The organism is Curtobacterium sp. Leaf154 (assembly GCF_001424595.1).
GTDB classification, from domain to species: domain Bacteria; phylum Actinomycetota; class Actinomycetes; order Actinomycetales; family Microbacteriaceae; genus Curtobacterium; species Curtobacterium poinsettiae.
This window is the reverse complement of the sequence record NZ_LMOS01000001.1, coordinates 129,795-148,108: the sequence shown is the minus strand read 5'-3', so window position 1 is coordinate 148,108 and position 18,314 is coordinate 129,795. Positions and strand designations below refer to the sequence as shown.

Sequence of the window (18,314 nt, the reverse complement as noted above, 5' to 3'; positions counted from 1 at the left end):
CCAGGCTATCGGTTCGTGCGCTCCGTCACGGCGGCCCCGTGCGCGGGGAGCTGCTCCTCGGTGGACAGGGCGACGATGTGCGGCGCCACCTCGGCCAGGGCCTCGGGCGTGTACCGGACGATCTGCTGGGGTCGCAGGAACGTCGACGCGGACAGTCCGGACCCGAAGCGGGCCTGGCCGCCGGTCGGCAGCACGTGGTTCGACCCGGCCAGGTAGTCCCCCAGGCTCACCGGCGTGCTCGGTCCGACGAACACCGCACCGGCGGCGTCGATGTCGGCCAGCACGGCGTCGTCGTCGACCGTCTGGATCTCCAGGTGTTCCGGCCCGTACGCGTTGCTCACGGTCGCGGCGTCGGTCAGCGAGTCCACCAGGACGATCGCGGACTGCGGCCCGTCCAGGGCGGTCTGGAGGCGCGCAGCCGTCCCGAGCACCGCCGTGCGTTCCGGGATGACGGCTTCCACCGCGTCGGCGAACGCCGCGGACGTCGTCACCAGCACGCTGCCGGCCTGCTCGTCGTGCTCGGCCTGGCTGATCAGGTCGGCGGCCACGAACCCCGCGTCGGCGGTGTCGTCCGCGATCACGAGGATCTCGGTCGCCCCGGCCTCGGAGTCGATGCCCACCACACCGCGCACCAGGCGCTTGGCGGCGGCGACGTAGTTGTTGCCCGGCCCGGTGACCAGGTCGACGGGCTCGAGGTCGAGCTCGGCGACGCCGTACGCCAGCGCGCCGACGGCTCCGGCACCACCCATCGCGTAGACCTCGTCGATGCCGAGCAGCCCCGCCGCGGCGAGGATCGTCGGGTGCACCGCGCCGCCGTGGTCGCGCTGCGGCGGCGACACGAGGGCGATCGAGGGCACGCCCGCGACCTGGGCGGCGACCACGTTCATCACGACGCTGGACGGGTAGACGGCCTTGCCGCCGGGCACGTAGAGCCCGACACGGCGCATCGGCTGCCAGCGCTGGTGGACCTCGGCGCCGTCGGCCAGGGTCGTCACGGACGGAGCGGGGATCTGCGCGGCACTCGCGGCACGGACGCGGCGGATCGCCTCGTCGAGGGCCGCCCGGACCTCGGGGGTGAGCCCGGCCACCGCGGCGGTGATCTCGGCGGTGGGCACCCGTACGTTCGCGGGGGCCCCACCGTCGAAGCGCTCGGCCTGGTCGCGCAGGGCCGCGGCCCCACGGTGTCGGACGTCCTCGATCAACTCGCGCGCGGCGTCGACCGCGTGCGACACGTCACCCGCGGCACGGGGCATGAGTCGGAGGAGTTCGGCACGGGCGGGGAGGCCGCCGCGGAGGTCGATTCGCTGCATCATGAGGCCTCCAGCGTACCGGCGGCGTGCTGCACGACCGCGTCGACCACGGGCCGGTGGTGGGCGACCTGGTCGGTGTCCCACGCGTCGAGCAGGTGCAGCGTGGCGATCCGGAACGCCAGCGCACGGACGAGCAGCTGCGGCCACTCCGGCACGCCGGTCCCGAGCACGCCGAGCCGGCCGACGGCGACCCGGTGCCAGGTCACGGCGTCGACCGCCGCGATCGCGGCACCGAGGCCCGCCGGACGCCAGTACGGCGCCCAGTCGAACACCGTGGGTGGCTCCCCCGGCGTGAAGAGCACGTTGCCGAGCAGGTCACCGTGGACGAGCTGGGACGGGGACGTCACCGGCCGGAACGTCGCCGCCAGGCGGTCCAGCGTCGGATCGTCCGGCAGGGGTGCGTTGCCCCAGACCATCCGGTCCGCCCGGCTCCAGGGGTCCTCACGCTGGTCGAGGACTTCGGGACGCGGCAGGTCCGCGACGGCCCGGTGGAAGGCAGCGCCCGCGGCGATGACGTCGTCCACGCGGGTCGGGTCGGTCGAGCCGTCGACCCATCCCCAGGCCTCCCACCCGCCGTCGCCGGTGCCGGTGCCGGAGCCCACGATCCAGTCCCCGGACTCGGCGGCGACCGGACGCGGGGTCCGGAACCCGGCCGTGTGGACGAGCCGGGCCAGCGTGGCGGACCGCCACCGGGCCTCCAGGGGGTCGCCGGACGGCCGGAGCACGACGTCCCCGGCGCGCCACGTCAGCCCGCGGCCGCCGCCGAGCCGCTCGAGCGGGCGGTCGTGCACGCCGAACGCCCGCAGCACGTCCGGGCCCGGCGGCAGCGGCGGACCAGCCATGGCGACGCTCCTAGACCAGGCAGCGGGGTCCGAGCAGGCTCTTCAGCTCGCCGAACAGGTCCGGGGTGAGGTTCACCGGGAACGGCAGCTCGAAGGTGCGCGCCACGTCGTCCTTCAGCAGCTTCAGCCGGACCTCGGTGTCGCCCTGGTGACGGCCGAGCACGGCGGCGAGTTCCGTCACCGTGGTCGTCGTGGCCTGCCGTTCGGGCAGTGACAGGGTGAGCGGGCCGGAACCCATCGCGTCGCCGACGTTCGGCTGGAACATGCTCACCGCGTGCAGGGCCTTGCCGTCGTCGCGGACGTTGACGCGGCCGCGCAGGACGACGATCGAGTCGGCCACCAGGGACGGGCCGAACTCCTGGTACGTCTTGCCCAGGAACATCACCCCGATCTGCCCGCCGAAGTCCTCGATGTCGACGATGCCGTACGGGTTGCCGCTCGTCTTCGCCACCCGGTGCTGCACGCTCGTCAGCAGGCCGGCGACGGTGACCGTCTCACCCTCGATCGAGTCGTCGGCGGTCAGCAGGTCGGCGATGGTGATCGACTGGTGCTTCGCGAGTTCGATCTCGAGCCCGGCGAGCGGGTGGTCGGACACGTAGAGCCCGAGCATGTCCCGCTCGAACGCCAGCTTGTCGCGCTTGGACCACTCCGGCCGGTCCGGCACCTGGGACACCGCGGCGCTCGGGGTGTCCTCGGCGGCCTCGGCGAAGAGCGAGTCGAAGTCGAACCCGACGTTGCCGTGGGCCTCGTCACGCTTGACCTTCACCGCGCCCTCGACGGCGCCCTCGTGGATCTCCACCAGGGCACGGCGGGTGTCCCCGAACTCGTCGAACGCACCGGCCTTGATGAGCGACTCGACCGTGCGCTTGTTCGCCGACGAGATCGGGATCTTGCGCAGGAAGTCGTGGAAGGACTCGAACGCACCCTTCTCGGTCCGGGCCTTGACGATGTCGTCGACCACGTTGAACCCGACGTTGCGGATGGCACCCATGCCGAAGCGGATGTCGTCACCGACTGCGGCGAAGAAGCCGATCGACTCGTTGACGTCCGGCGGCATGACCTTGATGCCCATGCGCCGGCACTCGTTCAGGTACAGGGCGAGCTTGTCGCGGGCGTCACCGACCGAGGTCAGCAGAGCCGCCATGTACTCGGCCGGGTAGTGCGCCTTGAGGTACGCGGTCCAGAAGGACACCACGCCGTAGGCCGCCGAGTGCGCCTTGTTGAACGCGTAGTCGGAGAAGGGCAGCAGGATGTCCCACAGCGTCTTGATCGCCGCATCGGAGTAGCCGTTGTCCTTCATGCCCTGCTGGAAGCCCGCGTACTGCTTGTCGAGCTCGGACTTCTTCTTCTTGCCCATCGCGCGGCGGAGGATGTCCGCCTGGCCGAGGGAGAACCCGGCGACCTTCTGCGCGATGGCCATGACCTGCTCCTGGTAGATGATCAGGCCGTAGGTCGTGCCGATGATGTCCTTCAGGGGCTCTTCGAGCTCCGGGTGGATCGGGGTGATCGGCTGCTCGCCGTTCTTGCGGAGCGCGTAGTTCGTGTGCGAGTTCGCACCCATGGGCCCCGGACGGTACAGGGCGATGAGCGCGGAGATGTCCTCGAAGTTGTCGGGCTTCATCAGCCGCAGCAGGCCGCGCATGGGCCCGCCGTCGAGCTGGAACACGCCGAGGGTGTCACCGCGCTGCAGGAGCGCGTACGCCTCGGGGTCCTCGAGCCCCATGTTCTCGAGGTCGAGCTCGGTCCCCCGGTTCGTCTTGATGTTGTCGAGGGCGTCGCTGATGATCGTGAGGTTGCGGAGCCCCAGGAAGTCCATCTTGATCAGGCCGAGCGACTCCGCCGCCGGGTAGTCGAACTGCGTGACGATCTGGCCGTCCTGCTCCCGCTTCATGATCGGGATGATGTCGATCAGCGGGTCGCTCGACATGATGACGCCGGCCGCGTGCACGCCCCACTGGCGCTTCAGCCCCTCGAGCCCGAGCGCCGTGTCGAAGACGGTCTTCGCCTCGGGGTCGGTCTCGACCACGGTGCGGACGTCGACGGCTTCCTTGTAGCGCGGGTGGTCCTTGTCGAAGATCCCGGTGAGCGGGATGTCCTTGCCCATCACGGGCGGTGGCATCGCCTTGGTGAGCTTCTCGCCCATGCCGAACGGGAACCCGAGGACGCGCGAGGAGTCCTTGAGCGCCTGCTTCGCCTTGATCGTGCCGTACGTGACGATCTGCGCCACGCGCTCCGACCCGTACTTCTCGGTGACGTACTTGATCGCCTCACCGCGGCGCCGGTCGTCGAAGTCGACGTCGAAGTCGGGCATCGAGACGCGGTCCGGGTTGAGGAACCGCTCGAAGATCAGACCGTGCCGGATCGGATCGAGGTCGGTGATGCGCATCGCGTACGCCACCATCGAGCCGGCACCGGAGCCACGCCCCGGACCGACGCGGATGCCGTTGTTCTTGGACCAGTTGATGAAGTCCGCGACCACCAGGAAGTAGCCAGGGAACCCCATCTGGTTGATGATGCCGACCTCGTAGTCGGCGCGGTCCTGGACCTCTTTCGAGATGCCGCCCGGGTACCGGTACTCCAGCCCCTTCGCGACCTCTTTCTCGAACCAGGAGTGCTCGGTCTCGCCCTCGGGCACCGGGAACTTCGGCATGTAGTTCGCCGAGGTGTCGAACTCGACGTTGCAGCGTTCGGCGATGAGCAGCGTGTTGTCACAGGCCTCGAGGTTGTCGCGGAAGACGTGTCGCATCTGCGCCGGGGTCTTCAGGTAGAACTCGTCGGCATCGAACTTGAAGCGGTTCGGGTCGTTCAGGGTCGAACCGGACTGCACGCAGAGCAGTGCCGCGTGCGACTTGGCGTCGTGGGCGTGCGTGTAGTGCAGGTCGTTCGTGCCGACCAGCGGGATGTCGAGGTCCTTCGCCAGGCGGATCAGGTCGCTCATGATCCGGCGCTCGATCTCGAGCCCGTGGTCCATGACCTCGGCGAAGTAGTTCTCCTTGCCGAAGATGTCGCGGTAGTCGGCGGCGGCCTGCACCGCTTCGTCGTACTGGCCGAGGCGCAGGCGCGTCTGGATCTCCCCCGAGGGGCAGCCCGTCGTGGCGATGATGCCCTGGTGGTACTCCTGCAGGAGCTCGATGTCCATGCGGGGCTTGAAGTAGTAGCCCTCGAGCGACGCCTTGGACGACAACCGGAACAGGTTGTGCATGCCGGTGGTGTTCTCGGCGAACATCGTCATGTGCGTGTACGAGCCCGCACCGGACACGTCGTCGCCGCCGCCGTCACCCCAGCGGACACGGGTCTTGTCGGAGCGGTGCGTGCGGGGCGTGATGTACGCCTCGGTCCCGATGATGGGCTTGACGCCACCGGCCTTGGCGGCCTTCCAGAACTCGAAGGCGCCGAACATGTTGCCGTGGTCGGTCACCGCCACGGCGGGCATCCCCTGCGCGGCGGTCTCCGCCACGAGGTCGGAGAGCCTGGCGGCACCGTCGAGCATCGAGTACTCGCTGTGCACGTGCAGGTGGACGAAGGAGTCGGAATCCGACACGGAACCTCCGGTTCGTACGGTGTGCTGCGGGGTGGGAACAGCCTAACTGCGGCCGCCCACATTCCCGCGCGCGTCGTGGCGGACGGGAGGCTCGGGGCGGGCCCGCACCGCGCCTCCAGACCGGCATCGGATCGCGACACGCGCGGCGCGCGCCGCCGAGCGGGCAGGACACGCCGCACGCGGGCCGCCGCGGGTGCAGAAGGCGTCGCCTGACGGCTCCGCAGCCGACAGTTCGCGACCCCTCGGCGAAAGAGACCGGGCGGGGCGGACGGGAGGCTCGGGGCGGGCCCGCACCGCGCCTCCAGACCGGCATCGGATCGCGACACACGCGGCGCGCGCCGCCGAGCGGGCAGGACACGCCGCACGCGGGCCGCCGCGGGTGCAGAACGCGTCGCCTGACGGCTCCGCAGCCGACAGTTCGTGACCCCTCGGAACGAGCGGCCGGGTGTGTCAGAGCGACGCGCTCCGGATCTGCTCCAGCGCTGCCTGCAGGTCGTCCGGGTACTGCGCCTCGAACGACACCCACTCGCCCGTGCGGGGGTGGTCGAAGCCCAGCCGGACGGCGTCGAGCCACTGGCGGGTCAGCCCGAGCTCGGCCGCCAGCACCGGGTCGGCACCGTACATCGTGTCGCCGACGAGCGGGTGGCTGGTCGCGGCCATGTGCACCCGGATCTGGTGCGTACGCCCGGTCTCCAGGTGCACCTCGAGCAGGGTCGCGGAGCGGAACGCCTCGAGCGTCTCGTAGTGGGTGACGCTCGGCTTGCCCTCCGACGTGACCGCGAACTTCCAGTCGCTCGACGGGTGCCGACCGATCGGGGCGTCGATCGTGCCGTAGGTCGGGTCGGGGTGGCCCTGCGCGAGCGCGTGGTAGACCTTCTCGACCGTGCGCTCCTTGAACGCCCGCTTGAGGTGTGTGTACGCCAGCTCGGTCTTCGCGACGACCATCAGGCCCGAGGTCCCGACGTCCAGCCGGTGCACGATCCCGGCGCGTTCGGCGGCCCCGGAGGTCGCGATGGTGAACCCGGCGGCGGCGAGGCCCCCGGGCACGGTCGGCCCGTCCCACCCCGGCGAGGGGTGCGCGGCGACCCCGACGGGCTTGTCCACGACGACGATGTCCTCGTCGTCGTGCACGATCGTCATGCCAGGCACGGCTGCCGGCACGATGCGCGGCGGCTCCTTCGGGGTCCACTCGACCTCGAGCCAGGAGTCGGCGTGCAGGCGGTCCGACTTGTCGACGGGGACGCCGTCGACGCGGACGCCGCCCGCGGCGACGACGTCGGCCGCGAACGAACGGCTGAAGCCGAGGAGCTTCGCGATGGCTGCGTCGACGCGCTCACCGGCGAGCCCGTCGGGCACGGGAAGAGAACGCGATTCGGTCACGTGGCGTCGTGGCCCAGCGTGTCGCGACGGTCGCCGTCGTTCGGCCTGGAGGCACGGGTCGGCTCGTCGAGAGCCGCATCGGTCGACGAGAACGCGGCCCCACCGTCGAGCGGCTGCGCCGGGTCGGCCGGCTCCGCCGCGTCGAGCTGCGCCTGGCGCTTGGCCGAGAGCGTGCGGGTGCCGTCGAGGTTCACCCCGAGGATCACCAGCAGCACGAAGACCACCATGCTGATGCAGATGAAGGAGTCGGCGACGTTGTAGATCGCCGGCATCATCCAGGGGGTCGAGATGAAGTCGACCACGTGCCCCCGACCGAACCCGGGTTCACGGAAGAGCCGGTCGAGCAGGTTGCCCAGCGCACCGCCGAGCAGCATGCCGAGCACGATCGCCCACCACATCGACCGGATGCGACGCGAGTACACGATGATCGCGACGACGACCGCGGCCGAGATGACCGAGAACACCCAGGTCATGTTCACCGCGAACGAGAACGCGGCCCCCGGGTTCCGGACGTACAGGAACTGCAACGCCCCGCCCAGGACCGGCACGGGGGTGCCGTACGGCAGGTTCGCGACGACCAGCGTCTTGGCGACCTGGTCGAACGCCACCACCATGACAGCGGCGAAGGCCAGTGCCGCGATAGCGCGGACACTGACCTTCGCTCGTGATGCTGGTCGCGACAACGTCAGTTGCCGAAGCCCTGCGCCGAAGCCGGCGCCGGGGTGAGACCGGACTGCTCGCCCGAGGAGTCGAGCTCGGAGAGCTGCCCCTGGATGTAGCTCTTGAGCTGCGCACGGTAGTCGCGCTCGAACGTCCGGAGCTCGTCGATCTTGCCCTCGAGCTGGCGCTGCTCCTGCTCGAGCACCGCGACACGCTGACGGTTCGTGTTCTCGGTGTCGGCGATGATCTGGCGCTGCTTCGCCTCGGCCTCGGAGACCAGGCGAGCCGCCTGGGCGGTGCCCTCGGCGATGAGCGCGTCGCGCTTCTCGATGCCCTCGCGCACGTGCTCCTCGTGGAGACGACGCGCCAGGGTCAGGAGATTCGTGGTGCCCTCAGTGTCCTCGTCGGCGGGGACCGTCGTGGCCGGAGCGGCCGCGGCGACCGGAGCGGGCTCCGGTGCTGCCTCGACCGGGGCCGGCGTGGGCTCCGGTTCCGCTGCAGGAGCGGGCTGTTCGGCCTGCGCCGACTGCGGGGCCGACTCGGCCGCCTGCAGGCGCTGGCGGAGCTCGTCGTTCTCCGCGGTCAGGCGACGGAGCTCGACCACGACCTCGTCGAGGAAGTCATCGACCTCGTCCTGGTCGTAGCCCTCGCGGAACTTCGTCGGCTGGAACCGCTTGTTGACTACGTCTTCCGGCGTCAAAGCCATTGCCGTCACCTCAATAGAACTGCTGAACGTGTGGAACCGCATGCGGTGCGACCGAACTTACCAGTCGTACCGTGCGGTGCGGATGCGCCACCGGAGCGGGCATCGATCCCGACCACCGTACACCGACGATGGGGCGGAACCGTGCCGCGCGCCTGGCGTGGCGCGTGTCGCGGACGGGAGTCCGCTCAGATACCGCGTGCCAGAGCGGCGACCACGAACCGGGCGATGATGACGACGAGCATCACGATCGTCCAGCCGAAGTCGAGCGCGACCGGCCCCAGGCGGAGCGGCGGGAGGACCCGTCGCACCGCTCGGATGGGCGGATCCGTGATCGTGTAGACGAACTCGGACACCACGAGCATGCCCCCGCGCGGACGCCAGGAGCGGTTGAAGCTCTGCACGAGGTCGAGCGCGAAGCGCCCCCACATCACGAAGAAGTACAGGAGCAACGCGAGGGAGATGATCCCTAGGATCACGGACACGATGGGGCTCGCTCGTCTCGGGCGAGCGTCGTCAGACGACGCTCAGGGGCGGGTGTGCCGGGTACGGCTCAGGACTGGGCGAAGAAGTTCGCCTCGATGTCGGACTCTACCTCAGCAGGCTCACCGCTCACTGCGACGTGCGCCGGCGACAGGAGGAAGACCTTGTTGGTGACGCGCTCGATCTTGCCGAACAGCCCGAGCGACAGACCGGAGGCGAAGTCGATCATGCGTCGAGCGTCACCCTCGGTCATCTGCGAGAGGTTGATGATGACGGGGATGCCGTCGCGGAAGCTCTCGGCGATGGACTGGGCGTCCTTGTACTCGCGCGGGTGGACGGTGAGGATCTCGTTCATTTCCTGGACCGGGGTCGCCTTCTGTGCGGTCGTGTGCGAGCGGCGGAGCGGAGTGACCTGGGCGCCGCGCTGGTGGGTGTGCGTCTTGGTGGGAGCCGGCGCCGCTGCGGGAACGGCCACCGGGGCTGCTGCCGCGGCGGGGGTCTCCTGCGGTTCGGCGGCCGCCGGAGCAGCCGCTGCGGCCTGGCGAGCAGGGGCTGCCTGCTGGCGCGCGGGCTCGGCCTGCTGCTCGTCCTCGTAGTCGAGTTCCTCGTCGGCGAGGCCGAGGTAGACCATCGTCTTCTTCAGCGGGTTGGCCATGGTTCCTCCGGGGTTCGTGCTCGTGGTGCCCTGCAACGAGGCTAGGGTGCGAGCGGCCGGTTTCCCGTGATTGCGGTGCCGATCCGCAGGTGTGTCGCGCCCTCGAGGATCGCCTCGGCGTAGTCCCCGCTCATGCCGGCCGAGATGTCGGTGGCACCGGGCTCGAGCGCCACGACCCGCTCGGAGATCGAACGGAGCCGGGCGAAGGCTGGACGGGGTTCCTCGTCGAGGGGTGCGACGGCCATCACACCCCGCAACCGGATCGTCCCGGTGGCCAGCACGCGCTCCACCATCGCCTCGACGTCGTCCGGCTGCACCCCACCACGGCCGGGGTCGTCGGTCAGGTTCACCTGCACGAACCCGTCGATGACCGGCGGTTCCGGCTCGGCCTCGGTCGGGGCGAACGCGTCGACGACGGACCCGCGGTCGAGCGACTGCACGACGTGGGCGTACCGCCGGGCCTGCCGGGCCTTCTTCGACTGCAGCTGCCCGATGAAGTGCCAGGTCAGGTCGAGGTCGGCGAGTTCCGCAGCCTTGGCCTGTGCCTCCTGGTGGCGGTTCTCCCCCACGTCCGTCACGCCGAGTGCGGCCAGCTCGCGCACGAGGGACGCCGGGTGGTACTTCGTGACGACGACGAGCGTGAGTTCGTCGGGCGAGCGCCCTGCGGCTCGCGCCGCGTCGGCGATGCCCCTCCGGACGGACGCAACGCGCGCCTCCGGTCCGTCGTCGTGAGACGAGGCCTGGAGGCGCGTGTCGGCTACCACGGGTGGGTTACTTCAGGAAGTCGGGGACGTCGAGCTCGTCGTCGTCGTCGAACGCCGGGTCGGCGGCGCGCTGCACCGGCGGCTGGTGTTCCTGCGAGGCCCAGGACGGGCTCGACGTGGTGGAGTCCTCGATCGCGCCGGTCGAAGCGGCGACGGGTGCCGAGACACTCGACTCCGGGTCGACGTAGCTGGAGCGACGCTCCTTCTGCTGCTGCGCCGGCTCGCCACCGTCGAAGCCCGCGGCGATGACGGTGACGCGGACCTCGTCGCCCAGAGTGTCGTCGATGACCGCACCGAAGATGATGTTCGCCTCGGGGTGCACGGCTTCCTGCACCAGACGAGCGGCGTCGTTGATCTCGAAGATGCCGAGGTTCGAGCCGCCCTGGATCGAGAGCAACACGCCGTGCGCACCGTCGATCGAGGCCTCGAGCAGCGGCGACGCGACGGCGAGCTCGGCCGCCTTGATCGCACGGTCGGCACCGCGCGACGAACCGATGCCCATGAGCGCGGAACCCGCACCCTGCATGACGCTCTTCACGTCGGCGAAGTCGAGGTTGATCAGGCCGGGGGTGGTGATGAGGTCGGTGATGCCCTGCACGCCGGCCAGGAGCACCTGGTCGGCCGTGGCGAACGCCTCGACCATGGAGATGCCACGGTCGCTGATCTCGAGCAAGCGGTCGTTCGGCACGACGATGAGCGTGTCGACCTCGTCCTTGAGGCCAGCGACGCCGTTCTCGGCCTGGGACTGGCGGCGCTTGCCCTCGAAGCTGAACGGCTTCGTGACGACACCGATGGTCAGTGCGCCGATGGACTTCGCGATGCGCGCGACGACCGGAGCACCACCGGTGCCGGTGCCGCCGCCCTCGCCCGCGGTGACGAACACCATGTCGGCGCCGGCCAGGGCCTCTTCGATCTCCTCGGCGTGGTCCTCGGCGGCACGACGGCCGACCTCGGGGTCCGCGCCGGCGCCGAGCCCGCGGGTGATCTCGCGGCCGACGTCGAGCTTGACGTCGGCGTCGCTGAGCAGCAGTGCCTGGGCGTCGGTGTTGATCGCGATGAACTCGACCCCACGGAGACCGAGCTCGATCATGCGGTTGACGGCGTTGACGCCGCCGCCGCCGACACCGACGACCTTGATGACGGCGAGGTAGTTGTGGTTCGTGGTCACGTCAGTCAGGCCTCCGGTAGAACCCTCAACCTCTACTTGAAGTTCAGGGGCAATGCTGGTAGATGTGGTGCTGGCTTCGACGCTACGGGTGCGTTCGGCGCACTGTCGCCCCGCCACGCCGCGTGTCGCCGATCAGGTCGGCAATTCAGTCCTTCGCGCGGATCACGCCGTTGTCCGGTGCCGACACGTCGTACTCGACGACGACGCCCGGGTTCCGCGCCTCGTGGTCCTTGACCAACGCGGCGAGCAGCGCGGCCTTCGCGTCCGAGTCGTCCGGGCTCCCCCACACGACGGTCGAGCCGTCCTTGAGGGTCAGGGTGACGTCGTCGGCGGTGGACCCGGCGACGCGGGTGACCTGGGACCGGACCGTCGACGGCAACGCCAGCACGACCTCGGTCATCGTGCGGAAGCTCGAGGAGCCCAGGCGTGCACGGGCGATGTCGGCGAGCGGCATCGTGGCCGGACGCTTCGGCGACGACTGCACGACGATGCCGGCGGGGTCGACGAGGTCGAACGTGCTGCCGGAGCGCACCGCGACCACCGGCGTGCGCTCGGTGACCGTGACGACGAGCGTGTGCGGCGGCGCCTCTTCGGTCACGTAGCTCTCGATCAGCGGGAACCCGGCGACGTCGCGCTTGATCGCGGCGAAGTCGAGCCGGGCCAGGGGTGTGCCGATCTGGTCGGACAGCGCCTGGCGCAGGGCCGTCTCGTCGACGCGGTTGGTCCCCTTGACCTCGATCGTGCGGAGCGCCATCAGCGGCGAGAACACCGCGACCAGGATCGAGACCCCGAGCACCAGGACGACGCTCGCCGCCGTGATCCAGGCGGCGCGACGGTGCCGGCTGCGCCGGGTGAACCGGCGGACCTCGGCACGCTCGAGCAGGCGACGGCGACGCTTCGCGATGCGCGCCTCGCGGGCGGTCTCCGCGGCGCGCACCCGCGCCCCGATGGGCGCCTCGGCGTGGTGTTCCGTCCGGGAGGCACCGCTCGCGTCGAGGACGTCGGTCACGGTCGCGTCGTGGTCGCGTGCACTGCCCGCCGCGCCCCCGGACGGTCGTCGCGCCCCGTCTCCTCGGGGCGCGTTGCCCGCGTCGGGGCGCGGGTCGCGGTGGTCCTCGTCCGGTGTGTACTCGCGCAGGCGGTCGGCGACGGCCCCGAAGCCGGCGCCGACGCGGCGGCCGGCCGCGCCCGCGAGGGCGCCGACGCGGTCGCGCGTCGAGTCGGCGGCATCGGTGGTCGGATCTGCGCCCGCGGACGGCCGTCGCGCCCCGACACTCGGGGGCGCACCGACCGCTGGGGGGCGCGTGCCGGAGGCACCGGGTGCCGGAGTGCTGCCCGGGGTGGTGGGGGCGGGGGTCTCGACGGCCGCAGCCGACTCGTCGGACGCGGGACGGGCCTCCCGGTCGTCGGCGACGCGGCCGCGGAACGGCAGCCGCGGCTTCGAGGGACCACGACGCTGCCGGGGCGCTTCCGCAGCCTCGGCCGGGGCGTCCTGGCGGGCGTCCCCCTCGTCGAACCCCTCGGGGCGCTTCACCGGGACGACGCTCCGTCGGTGCCCAGGGCGTCGAGCACCTGCGGGATGATCCGGTACACGTCGCCGCAGCTGAGGGTCATGATGATGTCGCCGTCCCGGGCGACCGCGGCCGCACGGGCCGCAGCGTCGTCCCAGTCGGGCAGGAACTCGACGCGCGACTGGTCGGCGAAGCGCTCCTGCACCAGGGCACCGGTCACGCCGGGCTGCGGGTCCTCGCGGGCGCCGTAGACGTCGAGCACGACCGTGTGGTCGGCGAGTTCCTCGTACACCTTGGCGAAGTCGCCGGCCATCAGACGGGTGCGGGAGTACAGGTGCGGCTGGTGGATCGCGATGATGCGGCCGTCCCCGACCACGTTGCGGGCGGCCTTGAGCGCGGCGGCCACCTCGGTCGGGTGGTGCGCGTAGTCGTCGTAGACCGAGACCCCGCGCTCGACCCCGTGCAGCTCGAAGCGGCGCTGGGTGCCGCCGAACGCCTCGAGCCCGCGGATCGCGTCGACCGGGGCGACGCCGAGACCGGTCAGCACCGCGAAGGCACCGACGGCGTTGATCGCGTTGTGCCGGCCGGGCACGCGGAGGGTCAGGTGGTACGCCTGACCACCCGCGCGGAAGTCGACCTCGACGCCGGCGGACTCGGTGATGCCCTCGATGCGGACGTCCGCGTCGCCGGCCTCGCCGAAGGTGACGATCTCGGGGGCGTCCGGGCGCTGGCGGATGCCGGCCGTGACCGTCTTCGCACCGGCGTCGTCGCTCGAGATGACGACGCGCTGGCTCGCCTTCGCGGCGAACTCGACGAAGGCCTCGGTGAAGGCCTCCTCGCTGCCGTAGTGGTCCAGGTGGTCGGCGTCCACGTTCGTGACGAGGGCCACCGCGACGTCGTAGAGCAGGAACGAGCCGTCGGACTCGTCGGCTTCGACGACGAACAGGTCGCTGGACCCCGGGGCCGAGCTGGTGCCGAGGGACTGGATGACGCCGCCGTTGACGAAGCTCGGGTCGAGACCGAGCTCGACCATGGCGGTGACGATCATGCCGGTCGAGGTGGTCTTGCCGTGCGCACCGGCGACCGCGACCAGGCGGTGCTCGGCGATCAGGGCGGCGAGGGCCTGCGACCGGTGCAGGACCGGCAGGCCGCGGCGCTGGGCCTCGAGGAGCTCGGGGTTGTCCGGCCACAGTGCGCTCGTGACGACGATGCTGTCCGCCTCGCCGACGTTCGCGGCGTCGTGCCCGATGTGCACCGTCGCACCGAGGTCGCGCATCGTGCCGGTGGTCTCCGTCTCGCGGGAGTCACTGCCGGTCACGCGGTGGCCGGCCGCGAGGAACATCCGGGCGATCCCGCTCATGCCCGAGCCGCCGATGCCGACGAAGTGCACCGTGCCGAGGTCGTCCGGGATCGGCTGGGTCAGGTCCGGCTTGATGGTCATCGTTCCTCCGTGGTGCTGTGGGCCGCCTTCGCGGCGTCGAGGACCAGGTCCGTCATCCGGTCGGCGCCGTCGCGGTGGCCCACGCTGCCCGCCCGCACGGTCATGTCCGCGATGCGGGAGCGGTCCTGCAGGATGCTCAGCAACTGGAACGTCACCCAGTCGCGGTCGAATTCCCCGTCGGCCACCAGGACGGCTCCCCCGGCGTCGACGACGTCCTTCGCGTTGTGACGCTGCTCGCCGTTGCCCACCGGGTACGGCACGAGCACGCTCGGCAGTCCGACGGCCGTGAGCTCGCAGACCATGCCGGCGCCGGCGCGCGACACGACGAAGTCGCTCGCCGCGTAGGCCAGGTCCATCCGGTCGCAGTACGGCAGCACGTGGTAGCCCTCGAGGTCGCTCGGGCCGATGTCCGACGCGGCGCCCACGACGTGCAGGACCTGCCAGCCGGCACCGACGATCGCGGCGGCCGTCTGGTTGATCGTCCGGTTGATGCTCCGCGCGCCCGAGGATCCACCGGTGACGAGCAGGACCGGCCGGTCTGGGTCCAGCCCGAACTCGGCGAGCCCCTCGGCACGGGAGGCACGGCGGTCGAGTGACTCGATCTCGCGACGGAGCGGCATGCCCACGACGCGGCCGTGGCGCAGGCGCGTGTTCGAGAAGGTCAGGCCGACGTGCTCGGTGAGGAACGCGGCGAGGCGGTTCGCCAGCCCGGGCTTCGCGTTCTGCTCGTGCACGACGATCGGGGTGCCGGTGCGGCGGGCGGCGATGTACGCCGGAGCGGCCGCGTAGCCACCCACACCGAGCACCACCTCGATCTCGTGGTCGCGGATGATCTGCTCGGTCCGCTTGACCGCCGCCGCGAAGCGCTGCGGGAAGCGCAGGGCCGCACTGTTCAGCTTCCGCGGGAACGGCAGGCGCGGGATCGTCAGCAGCTCGTAGCCGCGCATCGGGACGAGGCGGGACTCCAGGCCCTCGGCGGTGCCCAGCACGAGGACCTCGGCGCCGGGCTCCCGCTCGGTCAGCCGGTCGGCGACCGCGAGCAGGGGGTTGACGTGGCCGGCGGTGCCGCCGCCGGCGAAGAGGTACTTGCTCACCGCAGTGATCCGTTCGTGGAGGTCCGGCCGAGTGGGGCGTTCGTCAGGCCGGGGTCGTTCTTGCCGGGCAGGTCACGGGCGAAGGAGAGCACGACGCCGATCGCCACCAGGGTCATGATGAGGGCCGAACCACCGGCCGAGATGAGTGGCAGGGGCACACCGAGCACCGGCAGCAGGCCGAGCACGACCGCGATGTTGATGAGTGCCTGGCCGATGATCCACGCGAGGATGCCGCCGGTGACCGTCTTGACGAAGGGGTCGCGGGACTGCCGGATGATCTTGATCATGCCGACGGCGAGCACGACGAACAGGCTCAGCACCACGACGGCACCGATCAGGCCGAGCTCCTCGCCGATGATCGCGAAGATGTAGTCGTTGTCCGCCTCGGGCAGCCACGACCACTTGGCCTTCGAGTTGCCGAGGCCCACGCCGAACACCCCGCCGGACGCGAGCGCCCACATGCCGTGCACGGGCTGCCAGCAGATGTCCTGGTACTGGCTGGAGTCGGTGCACCCGGACAGCCATGCGCTGATGCGCGTCGACCGCGAGGCCGACGCCATCGTGACGAAGGGCAGCATCACGGCGAACGCGGCCAGGCCGACGAGCAGGTGCCGGGCGCGGACGCCGCCGATGTACAGGGCGCCGAAGACCAGGATGAGCATGACCATCGCCGTGCCCTGGTCGCCACCCAGGACCACGAGCCCGAGCGACAGCATCGAGGCGATCCCGATCGGGATGAAGACCTCTTTCCAGTCGTCGAGCTTCTCCCGCTTGACGTAGAGGATCGCGCCGATGCCGAGCACCAGGCCGAGTTTGACGACCTCGGACGGCTGCGCGGTGAACGACCCGAGCTTGATCCAGTTCCGGTTGCCCTGGATGTCGAGACCGAGCGGGGTGAACACGAGCAGCTGCAGCACGAGCGCCGCACCGAGCAGCCGCATCGCCCACTTCCGCCAGATCCGGGTCGGGACCCGGCTCGCGATGAGCATGAGCGGCACGCCGAGCACGGCGTACAGGCCCTGGCGGGAGGCCGCCCCGAAGAAGTCGTGGGTCGCCGCGTACTCCTCGACGCTCGACGAGGACAGCACCATGACGACGCCGAAGACGACGAGGAACAGCGTGACGCCGAGGATCGTGTAGAAGGTGCTGGACTCCGCGACGAAGACGTTCTTGACGGCGACGATCGCGCCGTTCGTCCGTCGTGGGGTCGACGCGGTCCGGCCGTTACGGCTGTTCGGAAGATCCGTCGGTGTCGTCGCCATCGACTTCTCCTCCCAGGTGTTCGTTGACCGCGGCCGCGAAACGCTGCCCCCGGTCGGCGTAGGAGCCGAACTGGTCGAACGACGCCGCCGCCGGGGCGAGGAGGACCGTGTCGCCCGGCCTCGCGACCGATGCGGCATGCCGGACCGCCTCGCGCATGACCTGATCAGTGTCCGTCGTCTCGACCTGGAGCACGGGGACCGCGGACGCGTGTCGCGCGAATGCCTCGAGCACCGGGGCCCGGTCGGTCCCGATGACGACGACGGCGCGGACGTCCGGACCGAAGCGCTCGACCAGGCCGTCGATGTCGACGCCCTTGAACAGGCCCCCGACGATCCACACGACGGTGTCGAAGGACGCCAGGGACGCGGTGGCGGCGTGCGGGTTCGTGGCCTTGGAGTCGTCGACCCAGGCGATGCCCTCGGACTCTGCGACGAGCTCGGTGCGGTGGTGGTCGGCACGGAAGGCCCGGACGGCCGTCTGGATGGCGCTCGGCTGGACGGTGCCGGCACGCGCCAGCGCAGCGGCGGCCAGGACGTTCATGGTCATGTGCGGGCTGGCGAGCCCGGCGGCCTCGAGGTCGGCGACCGTCGAGAGCTCGAGTGCGCTGTTGCGGCGGTCCTCGTTGAAGGCCCGGTCGCACAGGACGTCCTCGACGATGCCGACGTCACCGGGGGCGGGGACACCGGGGGTGAAGCCGACCGCTCGGCAGCCCTCCACCACGTCGGCCTCCTGCACCATCTGCCGGGTGACCTCGTCCGAGGTGTTGTAGACGCACGCCATCACGGTGCGCTCGTAGACCTTGGCCTTCGCCGCGCGGTACGCCTCGGCGGAACCGTGCCACTCCAGGTGGTCGTCGGCGATGTTCAGGCAGGCACTCGCGAGGGGCACCACGGCACCGTCGCCGGAGGTCGCCATGTAGTGCAGCTGGTGACTCGACAGCTCGACGACGAGCACGTCGTACCCGACCGGGTCGCGGACGACGTCGAGCACCGGCACGCCGATGTTCCCGCACGCCACGGCACGCAGGCCGCCGGCCTCGTACATCGCGGTCGTCAGCTGCGTCGTCGTGGTCTTGCCGTTCGTGCCGGTGATCGTGATCCACGGGGCCGCGACCGGGCCGCGGACGACCTTGTCGCGGACACGCCAGGCGAGCTCGATGTCGCCCCAGACGGTGCTGTTCGCCACCGACCACTGCACGGTGGCGTTGTGCGGGGGCAGCCCCGGCGACACGACCACGACGTCGGGCGCCTGCGCGACGAGCGCGTCCGGCACGGTGTCGAGCGGCGTCTGCAGGAACCGGGCACCGATGACGTCGAGCAGCTCGACGCTGTCGGCCGGGGCGTCGGACGAGTAGACCGTCACCTCGCTGCCGAGCTCGACGAGGGTGTCGGCGACCGAGAACCCGGTGGCACCCAGGCCGAGGACGGCGACGTTCAGCCCCTTCCACCCTTCGGCGTGCCAGCTGTCGAGGGACTCGAGACGGGACGACGAGGACACCG

Annotated in this window: 15 protein-coding genes; all 15 read right to left on the bottom strand. The window is 70.8% G+C overall.

The annotated features are described in order from the left end of the window. Positions 1-5: 5 nt before the first annotated feature. Complete coding sequence (hisD, locus tag ASF75_RS00670) at positions 6-1,313, bottom strand: histidinol dehydrogenase (RefSeq protein ID WP_056068266.1); 1,308 nt, start codon at positions 1,311-1,313, stop codon at positions 6-8. Next, positions 1,310-2,152, bottom strand: coding sequence for a hypothetical protein (locus tag ASF75_RS00665; protein ID WP_056068265.1), 843 nt, complete (start codon positions 2,150-2,152; stop codon positions 1,310-1,312). Before ASF75_RS00665 ends, hisD begins: the two co-directional genes overlap by 4 nt. A gap of 10 nt (positions 2,153-2,162) precedes the next feature. Continuing rightward, positions 2,163-5,642 carry a DNA polymerase III subunit alpha gene (dnaE, locus tag ASF75_RS00660; RefSeq protein ID WP_042537439.1) on the bottom strand — a complete coding sequence of 1,160 codons (3,480 nt, stop codon included), beginning with the start codon at positions 5,640-5,642 and terminating at the stop codon, positions 2,163-2,165. A 501-nt stretch (positions 5,643-6,143) separates the two neighbouring features. Beyond that, complete coding sequence (locus ASF75_RS00655) at positions 6,144-7,073, bottom strand: RluA family pseudouridine synthase (protein ID WP_056068263.1); 930 nt, start codon at positions 7,071-7,073, stop codon at positions 6,144-6,146. Continuing rightward, entirely contained in the window at positions 7,070-7,756 is a 687-nt protein-coding gene (lspA, locus tag ASF75_RS00650; RefSeq protein WP_235517459.1) for a signal peptidase II, read from the bottom strand. Before lspA ends, ASF75_RS00655 begins: the two co-directional genes overlap by 4 nt. 2 nt (positions 7,757-7,758) lie before the next feature. Further along, positions 7,759-8,439, bottom strand: a complete 681-nt coding sequence (locus ASF75_RS00645; protein WP_042537329.1) for a DivIVA domain-containing protein — start codon at positions 8,437-8,439, stop codon at positions 7,759-7,761. A gap of 185 nt (positions 8,440-8,624) precedes the next feature. Further along, on the bottom strand, positions 8,625-8,921 hold the full coding sequence (locus ASF75_RS00640; RefSeq protein WP_017886631.1) for a YggT family protein: 297 nt from the start codon (positions 8,919-8,921) through the stop codon (positions 8,625-8,627). Positions 8,922-8,989: 68 nt separating this feature from the next. Beyond that, positions 8,990-9,574 carry a cell division protein SepF gene (locus ASF75_RS00635; RefSeq protein WP_056068260.1) on the bottom strand — a complete coding sequence of 195 codons (585 nt, stop codon included), beginning with the start codon at positions 9,572-9,574 and terminating at the stop codon, positions 8,990-8,992. Between the two features lie 41 nt (positions 9,575-9,615). Continuing rightward, a complete protein-coding gene (locus ASF75_RS00630; RefSeq protein ID WP_056068258.1) occupies positions 9,616-10,338 on the bottom strand; it encodes a YggS family pyridoxal phosphate-dependent enzyme in 723 nt (240 codons plus the stop codon). Positions 10,339-10,345: 7 nt separating this feature from the next. Next, positions 10,346-11,506, bottom strand: a complete 1,161-nt coding sequence (gene ftsZ / locus ASF75_RS00625) for a cell division protein FtsZ (RefSeq protein WP_017886628.1) — start codon at positions 11,504-11,506, stop codon at positions 10,346-10,348. A 145-nt stretch (positions 11,507-11,651) separates the two neighbouring features. Beyond that, the gene (locus tag ASF75_RS00620; RefSeq protein ID WP_056068256.1) at positions 11,652-13,040 is read right to left on the bottom strand and encodes an FtsQ-type POTRA domain-containing protein; all 1,389 of its coding nucleotides are present in this window, start codon (positions 13,038-13,040) and stop codon (positions 11,652-11,654) included. Further along, entirely contained in the window at positions 13,037-14,458 is a 1,422-nt protein-coding gene (gene murC / locus ASF75_RS00615) for a UDP-N-acetylmuramate--L-alanine ligase (RefSeq protein WP_056068254.1), read from the bottom strand. The genes ASF75_RS00620 and murC overlap by 4 nt, the downstream gene beginning before the upstream one ends. Then, positions 14,455-15,552 carry an undecaprenyldiphospho-muramoylpentapeptide beta-N-acetylglucosaminyltransferase gene (murG, locus tag ASF75_RS00610; protein WP_056068252.1) on the bottom strand — a complete coding sequence of 366 codons (1,098 nt, stop codon included), beginning with the start codon at positions 15,550-15,552 and terminating at the stop codon, positions 14,455-14,457. The genes murC and murG overlap by 4 nt, the downstream gene beginning before the upstream one ends. Next, the gene (ftsW, locus tag ASF75_RS00605) at positions 15,549-16,814 is read right to left on the bottom strand and encodes a putative lipid II flippase FtsW (RefSeq protein ID WP_017886624.1); all 1,266 of its coding nucleotides are present in this window, start codon (positions 16,812-16,814) and stop codon (positions 15,549-15,551) included. The genes murG and ftsW overlap by 4 nt, the downstream gene beginning before the upstream one ends. Beyond that, positions 16,777-18,312 (bottom strand): UDP-N-acetylmuramoyl-L-alanine--D-glutamate ligase, encoded by a 1,536-nt coding sequence (gene murD / locus ASF75_RS00600; protein WP_082046810.1) that lies wholly within the window; start codon positions 18,310-18,312, stop codon positions 16,777-16,779. The genes ftsW and murD overlap by 38 nt, the downstream gene beginning before the upstream one ends. Positions 18,313-18,314 lie beyond the last annotated feature (2 nt).

What these genes read in the sequence shown, in the direction of transcription:
- ASF75_RS00645 (WP_042537329.1), bottom strand. Translation starts at nt 8,439, where the DNA reads ATGGCTTTGACGCCGGAAGACGTAGTCAACAAGCGGTTCCAGCCGACG.
- ASF75_RS00665 (WP_056068265.1), bottom strand. Translation starts at nt 2,152, where the DNA reads ATGGCTGGTCCGCCGCTGCCGCCGGGCCCGGACGTGCTGCGGGCGTTC.
- ftsW (WP_017886624.1), bottom strand. Translation starts at nt 16,814, where the DNA reads ATGGCGACGACACCGACGGATCTTCCGAACAGCCGTAACGGCCGGACC.
- dnaE (WP_042537439.1), bottom strand. Translation starts at nt 5,642, where the DNA reads ATGCTCGACGGTGCCGCCAGGCTCTCCGACCTCGTGGCGGAGACCGCC.
- hisD (WP_056068266.1), bottom strand. Translation starts at nt 1,313, where the DNA reads ATGATGCAGCGAATCGACCTCCGCGGCGGCCTCCCCGCCCGTGCCGAA.
- murC (WP_056068254.1), bottom strand. Translation starts at nt 14,458, where the DNA reads ATGACCATCAAGCCGGACCTGACCCAGCCGATCCCGGACGACCTCGGC.
- ASF75_RS00635 (WP_056068260.1), bottom strand. Translation starts at nt 9,574, where the DNA reads ATGGCCAACCCGCTGAAGAAGACGATGGTCTACCTCGGCCTCGCCGAC.